Here is a 17,370-nt window from a genome sequence, read left to right on the forward strand (position 1 = left end):
AATGGCCACCACCATCCACCCAAGCGCCATCGTCGACGAAGGCGCCCAGCTGGGCGCCGATTGCCGCGTCTGGCACTTCGTGCACATCAGCGCCGGCGCCCGCATCGGAGCCAAGTGCTCCTTCGGCCAGAACGTCTATGTCGGCAACGACGTGGCCATCGGCGACAACGTCAAGATCCAGAACAACGTCTCCGTCTACGACGCCGTGACGCTGGAGGACGATGTCTTCTGCGGCCCCAGCATGGTGTTCACCAACGTCTACAACCCGCGCTCGGCAGTCACGCGCAAGGACGAATACCGCCGCACCCTCGTGAAGCAGGGTGCGACGCTGGGCGCCAACAGCACGATCGTCTGCGGCACCACCATCGGCCGCTTCGCCTTCATCGGCGCCGGCGCCGTCATCAACCGTGACGTGCCCGATTTCGCGTTGATGGTGGGCGTGCCCGCCAAGCAGATCGGCTGGATGAGCCGCTTCGGCGAGCGCCTGGAATTGCCCGTCGCGAGCGAACAGCCCGTCGACGCCACCTGCCCCCACACCGGCGACCGCTACCGTCTGAGCGGCAACCGCCTGGAGATCATCTGATGGACTTCATCGACCTCAAGAGCCAGTACGCGGCCCTGCGCGACAACATCAACGCCCGCATCCAGAAGGTGCTGGACCACGGCCAGTACATCCTGGGCCCCGAGGTCAAGGAGATGGAGCAGGCCCTCGTCACCTACACCGGCGCCAAGCACTGCATTAGCGTCGCCAGCGGCACCGAGGCGCTGCTGATCTGCCTGATGGCCCTGGACCTGCAGCCCGGCGATGAAGTCATCACCAGCCCCTTCACCTTCGCGGCCACGGCCGAGATGATCGTGCTGGCCGGCGGCGTGCCGGTCTTCGTCGACATCGAGCCCGGTACGGCCAATATCGACGCCAAGCTCATCGAAGCCGCGATCACGTCGAAGACCAAGGCCATCATGCCGGTCAGCCTGTACGGCCAGGTGGCCGACATGGACGAGATCAACGCCATTGCCGGCAAGCATGGCCTGGCCGTCATCGAGGACGCCGCGCAGAGTTTCGGCGCGTCGTACAACGGCAAGAAGAGCTGCAACACCTCCACCTTCGGCTGCACCAGCTTCTTCCCGAGCAAGCCGCTGGGCTGCTATGGCGACGGTGGTGCCATCTTCACCAACGACGACGCGCTGGCCCAGGCCTGCCGCGAGATCCGCATCCATGGCCAGAGCCAGCGCTATCTGCACACCCGCGTCGGCGTGGGTGGCCGCATGGACACGCTGCAATGCGCGGTCGTGCTGGGCAAGCTGGATCGCTTCGAGTGGGAGGTCCGCCGCCGGCTCGAGCTCGGCGAGGCCTACCGCGCCAAGCTGCAGGCGGCCATCCCGAGCCTGCAGCTGCTGGAAGTCCGACCCGACCGCGACTGCGTCTGGGCGCAATACACCGTCTTCGTGGACGACCGCGAGGCCGTGCAGGCCAAGCTCAAGGCCGCCGGCGTGCCGACCGCCGTGCATTACCCGCGCCCGCTGCATCACCAGCCGGCCTATGCCAAATACGGCCAGCCGGACGCCTGCCCGCACAGCATCGCCGCGGCGGCTCGCGTCATGAGCCTGCCCATGAGCGCCGACCTCACCGAGGAGCAGCAAGACCAGGTCGTCGCGGCTTTGGCCGCGGCACTGGCCTGACCATTCGCGGATGAAATTCCGGCCCGACATCGAGGGACTTCGGGCCCTGGCCATCGTGCCCGTCGTGGTCTTCCACGCCTGGCCCGCGGCCATGCCCGGCGGCTTTGTCGGGGTGGACATCTTCTTCGTGATCTCGGGCTATCTGATCACGACCCTGCTGCTGCAGCGCCTGGCCGCTGGCAGCTACAGCATCGCCTCCTTCTATGCGGCGCGCATCCGGCGCATCTTCCCGGCGCTGTTCGCGATGCTGGCCCTGGTCGCGCCGGCCTGCCTGCTGCTGCTGGAGCCGCAGGCGCTGCGCGAGTTTGCGCGACTGCTGGGGGCCACGGGGCTGTTCGTCTCCAACATCGAGCTGTACCGGACGACCGGGTATTTCGAAGGAGCCGCCGAGCTCAAGCCCCTGCTGCACACCTGGTCGCTGGCCGTCGAGGAGCAGTACTACATCGTCTTTCCGCCGCTGCTGGCCCTGTTGTGGCGCTTCGCGCGCCGGCATATCGGCATCGTGCTGCTGGGCGTGGGCCTCGTGTCGCTGGCCTGGTGCCTGCGGTTGATGCCTTATGACGCCGAGCTGGCCTTCTACGCGGCACCAGCGCGCACCTTCGAGCTGATGATCGGCTCGGGCCTGGCCTGGTGGTCCAGCCGCACTGATTCACCGTCCGCGCGCCCGGCCTGGGTGGACTCGGGGCTGGGCTGGACGGCGCTCGCGGCCCTCGTCGCCTCGCTGTTGCTGATGCGGGCCGATCACGCTTTCCCGGGGCCGCTGGCGCTGTGGCCCTGCCTCGCGACGGCGGCGTTGATCTGGGTCGGTGCCACGCAACGGGCGGTCGCGACGCGCTGGCTGTCGGCCGCGCCGCTGCGCTGGATCGGCGCGCATTCGTTTTCGCTCTACCTCTGGCACTGGCCGGTGCTGGTGCTGACGCGGCATCTGGTGCTGGACCAGCCCTCGCCGGTGCAGGCCGCGCTGGCCGTGGCCTTGTCCGTCGCGCTGGCCTGGGCCTCGCTGCGCTGGGTGGAGGCACCGGTGCGGCGCTCCAAGGTGGCGCAGCCGGTCATGCTCGTGGCGGGGGCGTCCACCATCGTGGCCAGCCTGGCCGCGGCCTGGGCGCTGACGGCCGTGTCCGACCAGCGTGCCGCCCAGCCGGGCCGCGATGCGGTGCTGCGTGCCGGCGCGAGCGACTTCAGCCTCGATCGCAAGCGCTGCCACTCCAGCGGCAACCGCTGGCTGAACTATGGCGCGCGCTGCCTGTTCGGGCCGGGCTCGGCCACGAAGACGCTTGCGGTCTGGGGTGACAGCCATGGCGTCGAGATCGCCCGTGCGTTGGGCGACCAGGCGACGGACCGGCGTGTGGCTCAGCTGACGGGCTCGACCTGCCCGCCGGCGTTGGGCTTCGAGCCCCCCGGCCGGCCACGCTGTGCGGCCGTCAACAGCGCGCTGCTGGAAAGGCTGGTGGCTGACACCAGCGTCGACAGCGTGCTGCTGGTGGCGCGCTACGAGTTCTATCTGGACGGCCCCGGCGCGACGGCCTTCGAGGCGGGCCTGGTGCAAAGCATCCAGCGCCTGCACGCTGCCGGCAAGCAGGTGTTGCTGCTGGACCCGGTGCCCACCTACCACTACCCGGTGCCGGCGGCTCTCGCCATGCGCTGGCGACGCGGAGACGAGCTGGCCGCGCAGGGCCAGATGGCGGCCGACTACCGCATCCGGCAGGCCGCGTCGCTGGCCCTGGTGCAGCGGCTGACCGCTGATGGGCAAGCCGAACGCGTCGGGCTGGACCAGCTGCTGTGCGGCGGCCCGCGTTGTAAGGTGTTGGAGGGGGATGCCAGCCTGTACTTCGACGACAACCACCTCAGCATGACTGGCGCCGCAATAGTCGCCCCCGCCGTGCTGCGGTTGCTGGAGGTCAAGACGACCGCAACTGCGGCTGGGCCTGGTCTTCTCCGATGACGGTGTGCAGGCCAAGGTCAGGCGGCGAGTGTGCCGACGGCGATGCGCAACACGTGCCTGCTGCACCCCCGAGCCGAGGGTTTGGGTTGCGGAATGTCGACGCCAGTGTCCATGTGTGATGTAAAAGTGGTCATTTGATGACGAGGCGAGTCCGCTATGCGCGCTCGCAAGGGAAGAGGGCTCCGTGAACCTCCGCTTCACGTTGAGGTATTGATGGATTCTTTACACATCTCGATTTCGGTTCCTATGCGCGTCCTTCTCAACCGGCTCCTCGCGGTCTTGCTCGGCGCTTGCATCTGTTCCTTGGGACTTGCGGCGAACGACGCGCGCGCTGCGGAATTTATTGCTACATGGCGTCAGATTTCCACGACCAATGCGCCCCCATGGCGCGAGTGGAGCGCCATGACGTGGGTGGACTCGCTCAATCAGGCGGTTTTTTGGGGAGGGGCCGGCGGCGGAGCCTATCTCAACGATGTTTGGGCTTTTGATCCTCTTGCCAAGTCATGGACGCTGCTCGATCCCAATAACAGCTGCGCGGGCAATACTTCGTTCAATAAACCCAATGGCTCAGACGAAAGCGGCGTGGTATTTGATCCCATAAATAACTATTTCTGGCTTTGGAATGGTGGCAGTGGCTACAGATGTGCCAGCCAGCAGGGTTTTACGCGGTCTGCTGGTGCCGGTACGACGGGCACGAAGTTGGTAGATCCGACGCTGCCAGCCACGACGAATGACTTCTACAAGGATTGGCTCGTGCAAAACGGCGGTAGCCCGACTGCCGTGGTCCTGTCCTATGATGCGGCGCTCAAGACGCTGACGTTGGACCGCGATATCGGGATCGGCGCCGGTGCGGCCTATTCCGTATACGCGGACTTCGGAAGCGGTGCTTGGGCATACTCCCTGAGTACTGGGCAATACATCAGGCTGATGGAGCGTCACTGGGGCTATACCGGATTGGCGCCCACAGAGCGTCATAGCCCAGGGTTCGCTGGAGATGGCGCCAATGCCTATATGTTCGGAAGTGCCAGCAATGATAATTCATTGTATAAACTGAATTTTTCGACCAGAGAATTTACGCTTGCGATCCCTGCTGGCCAAGGGACTTCGCCTGAGCCCCGCGGCCAGATAGAGAACCAGTTTGTCTACGACTCCTTCAGTCGCCAATTCGTGCTGTTTGGAGGGGTATGCTTTGATCGACAGTCGGTGCGGTGCATCAACAATGCCTATTTAAACGACACGTGGCTGTACGACCCTGCAACCAACAGTTGGAGGGAAGTAACCGGAGCCGTTGGCCCGAGCGAACGCAGCTACGCGCAGATGTATTTCGACTCGAAAAATGGAGTTGTCGTTCTGTTTGGTGGCGTTTCGCCTTCCGGTTCGGCATTGGACGATCTGTGGACTTTCGACACGAGAACCCTCTTGTGGACCGAGGTGCACGTGCCGACAACAAACCCGGGGAACGTGTCTCTTGCGCTGACTACGTTTGCACCTTCCACGGGGTGTGGCTACTCGGTGTACGGCCACTCCAGGGGCTCGGCGCTGTTCGGCATCTGGGAGCTTTGCCTTCAGCCGAACACGCCCCCCGTGGCGGTCATTTCCGTGCCCTCGGTTAATTTGCAGGCCGGAATCTTCACCACCTTTTCCGGTTCTGCGAGTACAGATGCTGAAGCCAACATTGCAAGTTATGGGTGGGACTTCGGCGACGGCACGACCGCGGTTGGAGTTTCAGCTAGGAAGGTTTATGCAAACGCTGGAACCTACACCGTCCAGTTGACGGTTACCGACTCCGTGGGTGCGACATCTACTGCTACGCAGCAAGTTGTGGTTTCACAAGGGGCTTACCCGCCGCCAAGCGCGAATTTTGAAATACAGCCAGGTGTTGGAACTGCAGGGGCGGTTGCGCAGTTTTCCGCTGCGTTGAGCAGCGCCCCTGGTGGTTCCATTGCTTCTTATGTTTGGGATTTCGGCGATGGCACGACCGGAGTCGGAGTCGGCGTCGCCAAGACATACCAGTACATCGGCACGTATAAAGTCGCCTTGACGGTGGTGGATAATCATGGATTGAGTTCTGTGAAGACCGCTTTGTTTTCGGTTGGAGCGCCTCCAGGTATTGCCACGAATGTGGCGTTGGCTGCCAATGGCGGTATTGCATCTGCCTCCAGCGTGTATGACGGCCATTACCCGGTTAAATCGATCAATGACGGTGATAGAAAGGGTTTGAATTGGGGTGCCGGAGGGGGGTGGAACGATGCCACGTCGCGTGTCTATCCCGACTGGGTGCAGGTCGACTTCAACGGCATGCAGACGATCAGCGAAATTGACGTATTCACACTGCAGGATGATAAGGAATCGCCGTCGGCGCCTACGCTGGCGATGACCTTCGCAAAATATGGAATCACTCAGTACGACGTCCAGTATTGGGATGGCGGCGGATGGGTGACTGTAGAAGGCGGCAATGTCACCGGAAATGACAAGGTGTGGCGGCAATTTGTATTTGCACCGGTTAGTACGACCAGTATTCGAGTCCTGATAGCAGGTGCGATGAACAACTTCTCGCGCATYGTCGARGTGGAGGCSTGGACGCCGGGMRGCATGGCCAACCAGGCGCCGGYGGCCAACATCAGCGGCCCGACGAGTGGGCAGGTGGGCGCGAACCTGAGCTTCTCCGGCGCSGGCAGCACSGATGCGGAAGGCCCSATCGCCAGCTACGCGTGGACGTTCGGGGACGGCACGAGCGCCAGCGGSGTGTCGGYCACGAAGAGCTACRGCGCGGCAGGCAGCTACACGGTGACGYTGACGGTGACCGACGCTGGAGGCCTGACCAACAGCAAGACGCAGGCGGTGGTGATCACGGCGCYGGCCAACCAGGCGCCGGTGGCCAACATCAGCGGCCCGACGAGTGGGCAGGTGGGCGCGAGCCTGAGCTTCTCCGGTGCCGGCAGCACCGATGCGGAAGGCCCCATCGCCAACTACGCGTGGACGTTCGGCGACGGCACCAGCGCCAGCGGGGTGTCGGTCACGAAGAGCTACAGCGCTGCAGGCAGCTAYACGGTGACGTTGACGGTGACCGACGCTGGAGGCCTGACCCACAGCAAGACGCAGGCKGTGGTGATCACGGCGGCAACRGGRGGACAGGCGGTCAATGTTGCTGCAGCCGCCAACGGCGGCGTCGCCACAGCGTCCAGCACTTTTGACTCCAGATTTCCCGCCAGCGCGGTCATCGACGGCGATCGGCTGGGGCTGAACTGGGGAGCKGGCGGYGCGTGGGCKGATGGCACTTCGGGCGTCTACCCGGACTGGGTGCAGATCGACTTCAACGGCATGCAGACGATCAGCGAAATCGATGTGTTCACGCTGCAGGACAACGCCTACTCGCCCTCAGTGCCGACGCTGGCGATGACGTTCAGCAACTTCGGTATCCTGCACTTCGAAGTCCAGTACTGGAACGGTGCCGGGTGGGTGGRTGTGCCGGGCGGCAGCGTCATCAACAACAACAAGGTGTGGCGGCAGTTCGTCTTCGCGCCCATCACCACACAGCGCATCCGCGTGCTGGTGAACAGCTCGGCCTACTATCTCTCKCGCATTGYCGARGTGGAGGCSTGGACCGCATCTCAATAGTCAGGATGGCCGGGCCGTTGCAGGTGATGGGATGGATGCCCCGACCCGAAGAGGGCACCCAACCGTCAAAGTGGATAGGTCAGCAACCGCTTGATCGGCAGGAGGGCTTGCAGCCCGTCGTTCAGGCGAGCCGGTAGTCTGGCGCGTGCCGGCGCAGCCACTGCTCCAGCATCATCAGGATCCAGACCATCTCGCCGTAGTAGCCGGCATGCTCCTTGAGCCGCTGGGTCAGCAGGCTTTCGACGAACTCGGTGCGCACGATGCCGCGTGCCGCCACGCCGCGCAGTGATTCCGCGGCCAGTGCGTTCAGCGCCGCGTCCTTGACGGCCCAGGGGCCGAAGGGCAGGCCGAAGCCATGCTTCTTCTTGGTCAGGATCTCGTCGGGCAGGAAGCCGCGCAGCGCCTCCTTGAAGAACCAGCGCAGCTTCAGGCCCTTGAGCTTGTAGCTGGTCGGCAGCTTCAGCGAGAAATCCAGCAGCCGCGTGTCCAGCAGCGGGAAGCCGACGTCCACACCAGCCAGGGCTGTCGTGCCGACGACCTTGGGCAGGTCGTTCTCGGCCAGCGTGTAGCGCCAGTCGAAGGCCAGCATCTGGTTGACGAGGCTGGCCTCGTGCGGGCCGGCGGCCCAGGTGGCGCGCTGGTGGTCGCGCGGTGCGCCGGTGTCCACGGCGGCCAGGAAGGCCGGTGTCAGCACCTCGCTCATGCCCAGTCGGTCCAGCAGGTTGTAGCTCTGCATGCGGTCGGGCATGGGCACGCGGGCCTGGCGGATGTAGCTGGTGCCCTTCTTGAGCAGCGGGATGTTGCCGGTGACCGGGTTGACGAACAGCGGGTTCAGCACGCCGGTGCGCAGCGGCGACGGAATCTGGCTGTAGACATGGAAGACGCGCTCCTTGGCATAGCGGGTGTTGCCGCCAAAGAGCTCGTCGCCGCCGTCGCCGGCCAGCATGCGGGTGTAGCCGTCGTCATGCGCCTTGCGCGCGCAGTAGAAGGCGGGCACTGCGGAGGAATTGCCGAACGGCTGGTCGTAATGGGCGGCGACGTCGGGGATGGCCGCCACCAGATCGGCCGGCGTCACGTAGTACTCGTGATGGTCGGCGCCAAAAGCCTTGGCGGCGATGCGCGCGTATTCCATCTCGTCATAGCCCTCGGCCTCGAAGCCGATGGAATAGCTGGCCGGCGCCTGGCCCGTGGCCTCGCGCAGCAGGCCGGCGACTGTGGAGCTGTCGGTGCCGCCGCTCAGGAAGCAGGCGGTCTTGCCGTCGGCGCTCAGCCTGTCCTTGACCGCCGCGCGCAGGATGCCGTGGAACTCCTCCTTCAGCGCGTCGAAGCTGGGCCGGGCCTGCTCGTCGAAGCGCGCGACCCAGTAGGGTGCGACGGTCAGCTGGCCGTTCTCGAACAGCGCGTAGTGGGCCGGCGGCAGGCGGTGGATGCCGGCGTAGATGGTGCGCGGGGACGGGATGCAGTGATGGAAGAGGTAGTTGAAGAGGGCCTGGGTATCCAGCTCGCGGATGCCGAGCTGGCGGGCCAGTTCGTCGGCCCGCGTCGCGAAGTGCAGGCGGCCGTCCCGCACGGCGTAGCACAGGCTGTGCACGGCGAAGCGATCGATGGCGAGGTAGCTGCCCCCACCGGGGAGGTCGAGCGCGACGGCGAATTCGCCGCCCACGTCGGCCGCGCAGGCGGCGCCGCGCGCGGCATAGGCTTGGCGCCAAGCGGCCAACGCATCTCCGGCGCGCGCGCTGAAGCGGGGGGAGCCGGAGGCGAACGGCGTGTCGGGCGGCAGGGCTTGGGCTTGCATGCGGGTCTTGGGGTCAGGACGCGGGATTGTCGTTGGGATGGGCAGTGCTTCGCAGTGCGTGCAGGCGCCGCCAGGCATTGCCGACGGTCTGGCGCACCAGGCCGACCAGGCCGCGCAGCGTCAAGGGGTCGTAGGCGACCAGCCCGAGGCGTTCGCGGCGCTGGCTCATCCATTCGGCCTTGTACGGGGCGTCGCCGATCAGATAGTCCACCTCCTGGACGCGCTCCAGGTCGAGCGCCTGCTCCATCAGCAGGGCGGTCAGCAGCGTGCCCGGAGCCAGCGCCTTGTAAGCCTGGTCGTAGGCCAACTTGTAGATGTTGGCACGGCCGTTGGCGATGATCCAGATCTGGGCCGCCACCGGTTTGTCGTGAAGCCAGGCCAGGCCCAGGCGCAGCCAGCCGCGGCGCGCGCACAGGCGGATCAGGCCTGGCATGAAGTCGGGGTAGGGCTCGGGCACCTTCCAGCTGTGGGCGTAGACATCGCGATAGGCGGCCAGTGCGCCTTCGAGCGCGTCGCCGTCGCGCACGACCTCCAGCCGACCGCCTTCACTCGCGAACTTCTTGCCCATGCGCTTGATCGTGCTGCGCAACTGGCCGCTGCGACCCTTTAGATAGTCGGCCCAGTTCTGGCGCACCGGCTCATACCAGTTGCCAAACGAGAAGTAGGCATGCGTGCTGAGGCCGGCAAGAGTCAAAGCCCTCTTGAGCAGCGCGAACTCCCGCGAATCCGGGTCCATCGGCGAGAAACGATAGGCGGCCGCGCCGCCGCCCGTCCGTCGCAAGGCGCGTGTCAGCGGCAGCAGATCCTCGGCCTCGACGTCGTCTTCCATCGCCAGCGCATAGATGGCTGTGTAGAAGTTGGACAGCGCGCTGATTTCACGGCCCAGTGCCCCGCTCTGCGCGACGGCGGGCAGCACGGCCAGCACGCGCCCCTGGCGGCGCAGCACGTGGATGCGCACCTGAGCCTGCGGTTCGCTGGCATAGACGGTGTCGATCAGGTTGGCGTACCAGTCTGCACCCAGCTCGACATGGCGCTGCTCGGCCTTGTGCATCAGGGCAAGTGCATCCGCCGGCAGCTCGCGCACGTGGACGTAGGTGTCGACGCTGGCGCCGCTGCGGCTCACCATGATGTCGGTGTCCACCGGTTGGCTGGCACGACCGTGCCAGCCGCGGCTGCCGCGCCTGAGCAGGCCATAGAGGGCCGGCAGGCCGCGGTGGCGATAGACGCTCACATGGTTGATCCAGCGCTGCGACGTGGACCATGCCAGCAGGTCGGATTCGGCGTTCGTGTAGAACTCGACGCCGCCGCCTGGTGCACGCGTGAACAAGTCCTCCAGCGTGCGCAGCAGCAGGATGCGGCCGGGCGCAAAGCGCTCGAACTGCTCGTGGAAGGCCGTCTTCAGCATGACGGCCATGCCACCGCTCAGCAGCAGCATGCGCGAGGCCAGCAGTTCTTCGCCCAACCAGAGTTCGTAGACCAGCGCCTCGCCGCGGGCGGCGAACTCGCGCATGACTTCGGCGTAGAAGGGCCCCTGCGGGTTGTCGCTGCTGACGGCCGTGCCTTCGCGGCCTTTCCAGCCGCTGGACTCCAGCCCCGCATAGCGTTGCACCGCCGCCTCGATCGACTCGGGTGCGCTGGTGACGGTCAACCGTTCGCCACCTGGCTCGGATTGCAGCCGGCGCAGGTAGCGGCGCATGTTCTGGATGAGCTTGCGCGGTCGTTGGGCCCAATAGTCATCGAAGCTGCCCTTCAGGCTGACGCTCATCGTCAGCGCATGCGGCTGGCTCTGCACGGGAAGCCTGGGCAGCTCGCGCAGGTCGCCGAAGTGCGGGTCGTTGCACAACAGGTCCAGCTCGCTCGCATAGCCGGGCAGCGCAACGAGCAGGCCGCGCAGCTCCAACCCGGCCGGGATCAGGCTGGGGCCGATCTGCGTCTGCGAGGGCAGGAAGCTGGACCAGACACCCAGGCCGCGCGTCTGGGGGTTGATGAGCAGCATGGCGACGGCCTCGCCTTCGCGGCTGGCGATGGCGAGCAGCACGCCTTGCGCCGCGAAATGGCGCAGCAGGGCATCGACGAACAAGCCATCGAGCATGCCGTGGCCGCCCATGAGCTGCCCGTTGAGGCGATCCCAGGCCTCCCGGTGGGGGCCGAGGCCTTGCACCGGGGTCAGCGTGTGGAGTTGCCAGTCCAGGCCGGGGTTCATGGGGTGTCGAGATCCAGGAAATGTGCGCCCGTCCTGGCGCAGAGACGGGCATGGTGGCGGATGCGGCCCAGCTCCGCCAGCACACGCAGGCTGGCCAGCAGGCTGCCGAGGAAGGCCTTCAGGTCGTGGTTGGCAAGCAGCTCGGCCAGCGGCTGCACGACGCCGGCGGCCAGCAGCCGCAGCAACTGGCCGGGCAGGCTGCCGCCGGGGCGCTTGAAGTCCAGCAACAGCTCCGAGCGCTTGCGCTCACCGCGGCTGGTGACCTGGCTGCCCCAGCTCTGCGGCGGCCGGGCTGCCTTGGCGCGCAGATGCACGATGCGCGCGGCCGGCAGCAGCGCTGTGTGCAGGCCGTGATGGGCGAAGCGCTCGATGAGGTCGTCGTCTTCGCCGTACATGAAGAACAGCGGGTCGAAACCGCCGACACGGCTGAACACCCCGGCGCGCAGCATCCAGGCCGCCGCATTGATGCCGCGGGTGGGGTAGTGCGGCTGCACGCGGCCGAGGCAAGCGTCGGACAGATAGCCCGGCGCATGGCGCTGTAGATAGGCGCTCTGGGTGTTGGGGTCGACGCGGCCCAGGTCGGGGCTGCAGTGCAGGGGGCTGACGATGTCGAAGCCCGGCTCGGCCTCCAGGAAGGCCACGAGCTGGGCTATGGCTTCGGGCGTGACGTAGGCGTCCTGGTTCAGCAGGAAGATCGCGTCGGCGCCGGCGCGCAGGGCGTGGGCGATGCCCAGGTTGTTGCCGCGGCCGAAGCCGAGGTTGGTGGCGCTTTCGATGAGGACGGCTTCGGGGAAGTCCCGGCGCACCAGGTCGCGAGTTGCATCGGTGGACGCGTTGTCGACGACGACGGCCGTGCCGGGATGGCTGCTGTCGCGCAGGGACTGCAGCGCGCCGGCAATCCATGCGGCGCCGTTGAAGGTGACGATGACGACGAAGACCTTCATGAGGCGGCTGCCGCAGCGCGACGTCGATCGAGGAAAGCGCGGATTTCCGCGTACAGCGGATGGCCAAGCAGTTTCAGTCCGACCAGCCAGATCAGCACGGTCAGGCCGGCGCAGGCCAGCAAGGCGTGGAAGGCGAGCGGTTGGCCGGCCGGGCGCAGCCAGGCCGCCACCAGGGCGGCGGGCAGCAGGCAGGCCAGGGCCAGCAGCGCATTGCGCGCCAGCTCGCGTGCAATGGCGCCGAAGTCGCTGGGCAGGCAGCGTTGCTTGAAGGCATAGAAATAGGGCACGGCCACCACGGCCATCGCCAGCACGCCCAGCGCCAGCGGCTCCAGCGCCCGCCAATGCCAGATGACGGCGATCAGCAGCAGGGCCTTGACCGGCTGGATGATGAGGTCAGCCAGCGCCACCAGCTTTGAATGGCCAGCGGCCAACATCAGCGTCGGGATCAGGCTGTTCAGCACGCTGACCGCGCCGGCGGCGCAATAGATGGGCACCAGGGGCGCCGACGCATCCCATTGCGAGCCGAACATCAGCCGCAGCACCTCGAGCGCGAACAGGCCGACGAAGCCGTAAAACGGCCAGGCGACGGCGCTGACAGCCCCAAGGCTCTGCACGAAGCGCTGCTCCAGCCGCTCATCGTCGCGGTGGGCCTGAGCGAAGGCCGGGTAGGCGACCGAACGCACCGTGCCCATGATGTCGCGGTGGAAGAGGTTCATCAGGCCTTGCGCGCGGCTCGCGATGGCTACCTGGCCGAAGTCCAGCAGCTTGCCCACGGCCAGGTCGTTGATGTCCATGGACACCGAGGTGACGACATTGGCTGCCGTGACCGGGCCGCCGAAGCGCAGGATCTCGCGCCAGCGGTGCAGCTGTGGCCGGGCGAGCCGCCCCCAGGCGCCGGCCAGGCTGACACCCAGCGCGGTGATGAGGCTGGCCCCGACGTCGCCCCAGGCCAGGCTGGCCGCGCCCACGCCGGCCCAGGCCAGGCCCAGCGTCGTGAAGGTGCCGACGACGGCGGCGGCGACGTTGACGCGCATCAGCACGTCGAAACGCATGTCGCGCCGCAGCAGCGCGATCGAGATCGAGTTGAAGGGCAGGATCAGGAAGTTGATGGAGATGATGCGCACGATGTGCGTCAGGCTCGCGTCGCCATAGAACTCGCCGATCCACGGCGCCACGGCGTGGATGCCGGCAAACAGGCCGCCGCCGAGCAGCAGCGAGGTGCCTAGCGCGCTGCCGACATCCTCCGGGCCCAAGTCCTTGCGCTGGATCAGGTAGTTGGCAAGGCCGAAGTCGCGCACGACCTGGGCCATGCTGATCAGCGCCATCGACACCGAGTACAGGCCGATCTGTTGCGGCGTCAGCAGGCGTGCCAGCAGCGTGAACGACAGCAGCTGCAGGCCGATCAGCAGATAGCGTTCCAGGAAGGCGAAGCCGAGCGAGCGGCGGACCGTGTTCATCAATACAGGCCCTGCTTCTTCTGCGAGTGGCGTTCCACCCAGGCAGAGTAGGTCGCCGGAGACCAGTGCGACCGCCAGCGGCTGTCCACGCGACCCCAGCAGCGCAGCAGGCGCAGTTCGCGCGCAAAACGCTCGGCCACGGGTTCGCGCCGCAACGGCCCGAGCAGCCAGCCCAGGCCATCCTGCAGCAGCTGCAGGTATTGCCACAGCGGCACACCGGCGAACTCGTGGCTGCCGGGCGGCCACCAGGACGACAGACCCGCCTTGAAGGCCCAGCGGCGGAAATAGCGGCGCGTCAGCACGGCCGCGTCGACGGGCGCAGTGATGCACAGGGACGGCTCATAGGTCACCGCCTCGCCGCGCGCCTGGCAGCGCTGGCCGAATTCGAGGTCCATGTGCCGGAAGTGCAGTTCGGAGAACAGGCCGACGCGATCGAACAGCGCTGCGCGCGCCACCAGGTTGGCGCCGGCGGGCGCGTAGTCCGGCGTGGTCGGCGCGATGCGCTCAGGCCCGAGGTCGGCGCCGCCGACCACCGCGGCCATGCTGTCGTGATACCAGGCGGGCCGGCCACCGGGGGGCCATTGCAACTCGGTGCGTCCGCCGGCCAGGGCCGGGCCGCCGGCGCCGAAGACGGCGGCGATGTTCTCCAGCCAGTCCACGGGGAAGAGGATGTCGTCGTCGGTGAAGGCCAGCACATCGCAGCCCAGTTCGCGGGCGCGGCGGATGCCGGCGTTCAGCGCGAACTGCTTGCCCTGGCGGGGCTCGAACAGCACATGCAGGCGGCCCAGCGGCCAGCCCGGTTGCAGGGCCTGGAGTCGCGCCTGCGTGTCGTCGGTCGAGTTGTTGTCCACCACCAGCACTTCGACGGCCGTGTCGGCCGGCGCGTGCATGGCGCCGAGCGAGGCCAGCGTGGTCGCGAGCAGGGCGGCCCGGTTCCAGGTGCAGACGATGACGGCCAGCCGCTTCATCGCTGGGCGGCCACGCGGCGGTAAACCTCCAGATGACGGCGCCAGCTCTCGCCCCAGCGAAAGCCCTGGGCCCAGGCGGCGGCACGGGCCGCCTTGTCGGCACGTGCCTCGGGAGGCAGCGTCGCGGCGTCGTTCAGCGCGGCGGCCCAGGCCGCCAGGTCCTCGGCCGGCACCAGCGTCGTCAACGGCCCGACCAGTTCGGCCAGGCTGCCCAGCGGGCTGAAGATGACGGGCGTGCCGGCGGCCTGGGCCTCGACGGCCGGGAAGCCGAAGCCCTCGTAGAGCGTTGGGTAGAGCACGGCGACGGCGTCGCGGTAGAGGGCCTGCAGTTCGGCGTCGGACAGGAACTCGGCAAATACGACCCGGCCCTGCAGCTCGTGGGGCAGGGCCTTGCGCGCGGCCTCGCGAGCGTCGGCGCCAAAGCCGCAGGCGACGAGTTTCAGCGTCGCATCGGGCTGGGCGGCCAGCGTCTGCAGGGCCCAGTCGAAGCGCTTGCGTTGCATCGGCCCACCGAGATAGACGGCGAAGCGCGCGCCGGCCAGGGCCGCCGTCAGCGTGGCCGGCAACGTGCTGATGGGGGGCTCGAAATAGGCCTCTTCAATGCCGTGCGGGATGACGGTCAGCTTGGCCTCGAGCTCGGGCCAGCGCGCCAGGATGTCGCGCTTGGACGACTCGCTGATCGTCACGACGGCCGCGCATCGCCGGAAGGCCGCCGGCATCAGCCGGTGCCAATACCAGTGCTGCCAGCGCGTGTCGGTCTCCATCTCCCAGGGGATGGTGTCGTGGATGGTGACGACGGCCGGGCAGGGCTGCCACCAGGCCATGGTGTTCTCGGCCCAGTGCAGCACGTCCAGGTGGTGCTGACCCGTGCGGCGCGGCATGCCGACCTGCTCCCACAGCGAGAAGCGGTCGCCGGGGAAGTCGAAGATGTCGGCCTGCACCTGTTGCTCGCGCGGCAGGTGCATGGGGCGGCGCGCGTCCTGCGCGAACAGCGTCCAGGCCACGCCGTCCTCGGGCCGGGCCTGGCTGCACATCTCGAGCAGGTATTTGCCCATGCCGCGCAGATGCGCGGTGTTGAGGCTGGTAGCGCTGATGCCGACCCGCAGGCGTTCAGTCATTCGGCACCCAGCGGCGGAACAGCGATTTGCCCATCTTGGTCAGCGTGTGGCCGCGATCGGGGCCGCTGCGCAGCAGGCCGGCAAAGGTCTTCAGGCCCAGCGACAGATCGCCCTTGGCGGTGTGCGCGTCGGCGAAATTGCACCAGCCCTTGTGCTGGAAGCGCCGCAGCGCGACGGGGTCCACGTCGTGCCCGGCTGGCGAACTCATGCCGAAGCGCCGGATCAGCTCGGCGCGCATCAGCTCGGTGGTGTTGGTGGCCGGGATGCGGCGCGACAGCGAGACGGGATGCTGGCGGTACAGCACGTAGGACTCGGCCAGGCGTATGAAGCGGTGCTGGGTGCTGGCGCGCACCAGGTATTCCCAGTCGTCAGTCTGCTGGTTGTCCGTCAGGAAGCCGCCCATGCGATCCCAGGCGCTGCGCCGCCAGATGACCGAGGAGGGCAGGGCGTAGTTGTCGAGCACCAGCACGGGGTAGATCCAGCCGGACCGCGACTCATCGATGGTGCCCTGCCGGGTTTGCCTGAAATAGTCGGGCCGGGGCTCGCCATGCCAGACGTCGAATGCCGAATAGCAGAAGTCGTGATCCGGCCTGGCCTGCAAGGCCTGCAGCTGCAGGCGCAGCTTTTCCGGGTGCCAGAGGTCGTCGGCATCCAGCAGCGCGACGAATTCCGAATCCGTTTCGGCCATGCCGCGATTGCGCGAGCGCGACATGCCGCGGTTTTCCTGCGAGATGACGCGCACGCGGGCGTCGTCCAGGGCGGCATTCGCGGCCGTTGCATCCTTGGAGCCGTCGTCGATGACGGTCACCTGCAGATCGGGGAAGGTCTGGCCCAGTGCCGAGCGGACGGTGTCGGCAATGAAGGCCTCGGCGTTGTAGGCAGGGATGACGATGTTGACGCGCGGCATGAGGCTCAGCGGGAGGTCTGCGAGGGAGTCGAGGCGGCCTGAGTGGCAGACGCAGCGGACGCGGCGGCGTCGGGGCCCTCGGTCGGCTCGGGATCCTTCCAGCGGCCGACCGAATTCAGTCGGTCGCGCAGCTCCGGCCTTGTCATGCCCATGGCCATGGCGCGGTGCGCCTGGGCCAATGCCTTGTCGTAGTCCTTCATGTCGAAATACAGCAAGCCCGCGTTGAATTGCGTCAGCGGGTTGTCGCCGGCCTGCTCCACCACGTAATCGAGAGACTTGCGCGCGTCGTCCATGCGATTGCGCCGGATCAGATAGCTCACGTAGAACATCCGGAACACCAGGTCGTTCGGTACGAAAGCCATGCCGCGGGCGTAATAGCACTCGACGGTCATGTCGGTGCCTTTGGCGGGATCCGATTTCTCCTTTTCCGCCAGGCGTTCGACGGACTGGATGGCGCGTGGATGGTTGGGAAATACCGCCAGCGTGTATCCGATGTCGTTGCCGAATGGGCCGGTAGCACCTCGGGTCAACGTCTCGACGCCATGCGTGAAATGCGCAATCTCGACGATGTAGCGCTGCGACTGGTGGGCCGTGCGGTAATCGAAGGGTCCATAGGTGTTGTGCGTTTCGCCACAGCCAGGCGGCGCCAGCGCCGGGCGCTGCATCTGCGCGGAAACCGGCAGCGTGGCCAGCGCAACGGTCAGGGCCAGCAGTGCTCGGCCGGCGCAGTTCATGGGG

At 66.8% G+C, this 17,370-nt stretch carries 12 protein-coding genes; 4 read left to right on the forward strand and 8 right to left on the reverse strand.

Annotation, left to right across the window (positions count from 1 at the left end):
- Nucleotide 1 precedes the first annotated feature (1 nt).
- The 4 genes from ASC91_RS09930 to ASC91_RS28810 all read left to right on the forward strand — a co-directional run bounded on the left by ASC91_RS09930 (nt 2) and on the right by ASC91_RS28810 (nt 7,240).
- Complete coding sequence (locus tag ASC91_RS09930) at nt 2-583, forward strand: acyltransferase (protein WP_056195841.1); 582 nt, start codon at nt 2-4, stop codon at nt 581-583.
- Nucleotides 583-1,680, forward strand: a complete 1,098-nt coding sequence (locus ASC91_RS09935; protein ID WP_056195844.1) for a DegT/DnrJ/EryC1/StrS aminotransferase family protein — start codon at nt 583-585, stop codon at nt 1,678-1,680. Before ASC91_RS09930 ends, ASC91_RS09935 begins: the two co-directional genes overlap by 1 nt.
- 10 nt (nt 1,681-1,690) lie before the next feature.
- A complete protein-coding gene (locus tag ASC91_RS09940; RefSeq protein ID WP_056195847.1) occupies nt 1,691-3,622 on the forward strand; it encodes an acyltransferase family protein in 1,932 nt (643 codons plus the stop codon).
- Between the two features lie 213 nt (nt 3,623-3,835).
- Nucleotides 3,836-7,240: a PKD domain-containing protein gene (locus tag ASC91_RS28810; RefSeq protein WP_162247764.1), complete on the forward strand. Its 3,405-nt coding sequence runs from the start codon at nt 3,836-3,838 to the stop codon at nt 7,238-7,240.
- A 121-nt stretch (nt 7,241-7,361) separates the two neighbouring features.
- Here ASC91_RS28810 and ASC91_RS09950 read toward each other — a convergent pair whose 3' ends face one another.
- The 8 genes from ASC91_RS09950 to ASC91_RS09985 are packed head-to-tail and all read right to left on the reverse strand — an operon-like array spanning nt 7,362 to nt 17,366.
- Nucleotides 7,362-9,035 (reverse strand): asparagine synthetase B, encoded by a 1,674-nt coding sequence (locus ASC91_RS09950; protein ID WP_056195853.1) that lies wholly within the window; start codon nt 9,033-9,035, stop codon nt 7,362-7,364.
- Nucleotides 9,036-9,048: 13 nt separating this feature from the next.
- A complete protein-coding gene (locus ASC91_RS09955) occupies nt 9,049-11,238 on the reverse strand; it encodes a GNAT family N-acetyltransferase (protein WP_056195856.1) in 2,190 nt (729 codons plus the stop codon).
- Entirely contained in the window at nt 11,235-12,182 is a 948-nt protein-coding gene (locus ASC91_RS09960; RefSeq protein WP_056195859.1) for a glycosyltransferase family 2 protein, read from the reverse strand. Before ASC91_RS09960 ends, ASC91_RS09955 begins: the two co-directional genes overlap by 4 nt.
- Complete coding sequence (locus ASC91_RS09965) at nt 12,179-13,639, reverse strand: lipopolysaccharide biosynthesis protein (RefSeq protein WP_056195861.1); 1,461 nt, start codon at nt 13,637-13,639, stop codon at nt 12,179-12,181. The genes ASC91_RS09960 and ASC91_RS09965 overlap by 4 nt, the downstream gene beginning before the upstream one ends.
- Nucleotides 13,639-14,607 (reverse strand): glycosyltransferase family 2 protein, encoded by a 969-nt coding sequence (locus ASC91_RS09970; RefSeq protein WP_056195864.1) that lies wholly within the window; start codon nt 14,605-14,607, stop codon nt 13,639-13,641. The genes ASC91_RS09965 and ASC91_RS09970 overlap by 1 nt, the downstream gene beginning before the upstream one ends.
- Nucleotides 14,604-15,725, reverse strand: coding sequence for a glycosyltransferase (locus tag ASC91_RS09975; protein ID WP_056195876.1), 1,122 nt, complete (start codon nt 15,723-15,725; stop codon nt 14,604-14,606). The genes ASC91_RS09970 and ASC91_RS09975 overlap by 4 nt, the downstream gene beginning before the upstream one ends.
- Nucleotides 15,718-16,632, reverse strand: coding sequence for a glycosyltransferase family 2 protein (locus ASC91_RS09980; RefSeq protein WP_056195878.1), 915 nt, complete (start codon nt 16,630-16,632; stop codon nt 15,718-15,720). Before ASC91_RS09980 ends, ASC91_RS09975 begins: the two co-directional genes overlap by 8 nt.
- 5 nt (nt 16,633-16,637) lie before the next feature.
- The gene (locus ASC91_RS09985) at nt 16,638-17,366 is read right to left on the reverse strand and encodes a M48 family metallopeptidase (RefSeq protein WP_056195881.1); all 729 of its coding nucleotides are present in this window, start codon (nt 17,364-17,366) and stop codon (nt 16,638-16,640) included.
- Between the last annotated feature and the right edge of the window lie 4 nt (nt 17,367-17,370).

Origin of the sequence: Pelomonas sp. Root1237 (genome assembly GCF_001425055.1) — a bacterium.
In the GTDB taxonomy this organism is placed as follows: Bacteria; Pseudomonadota; Gammaproteobacteria; order Burkholderiales; family Burkholderiaceae_C; genus Pelomonas.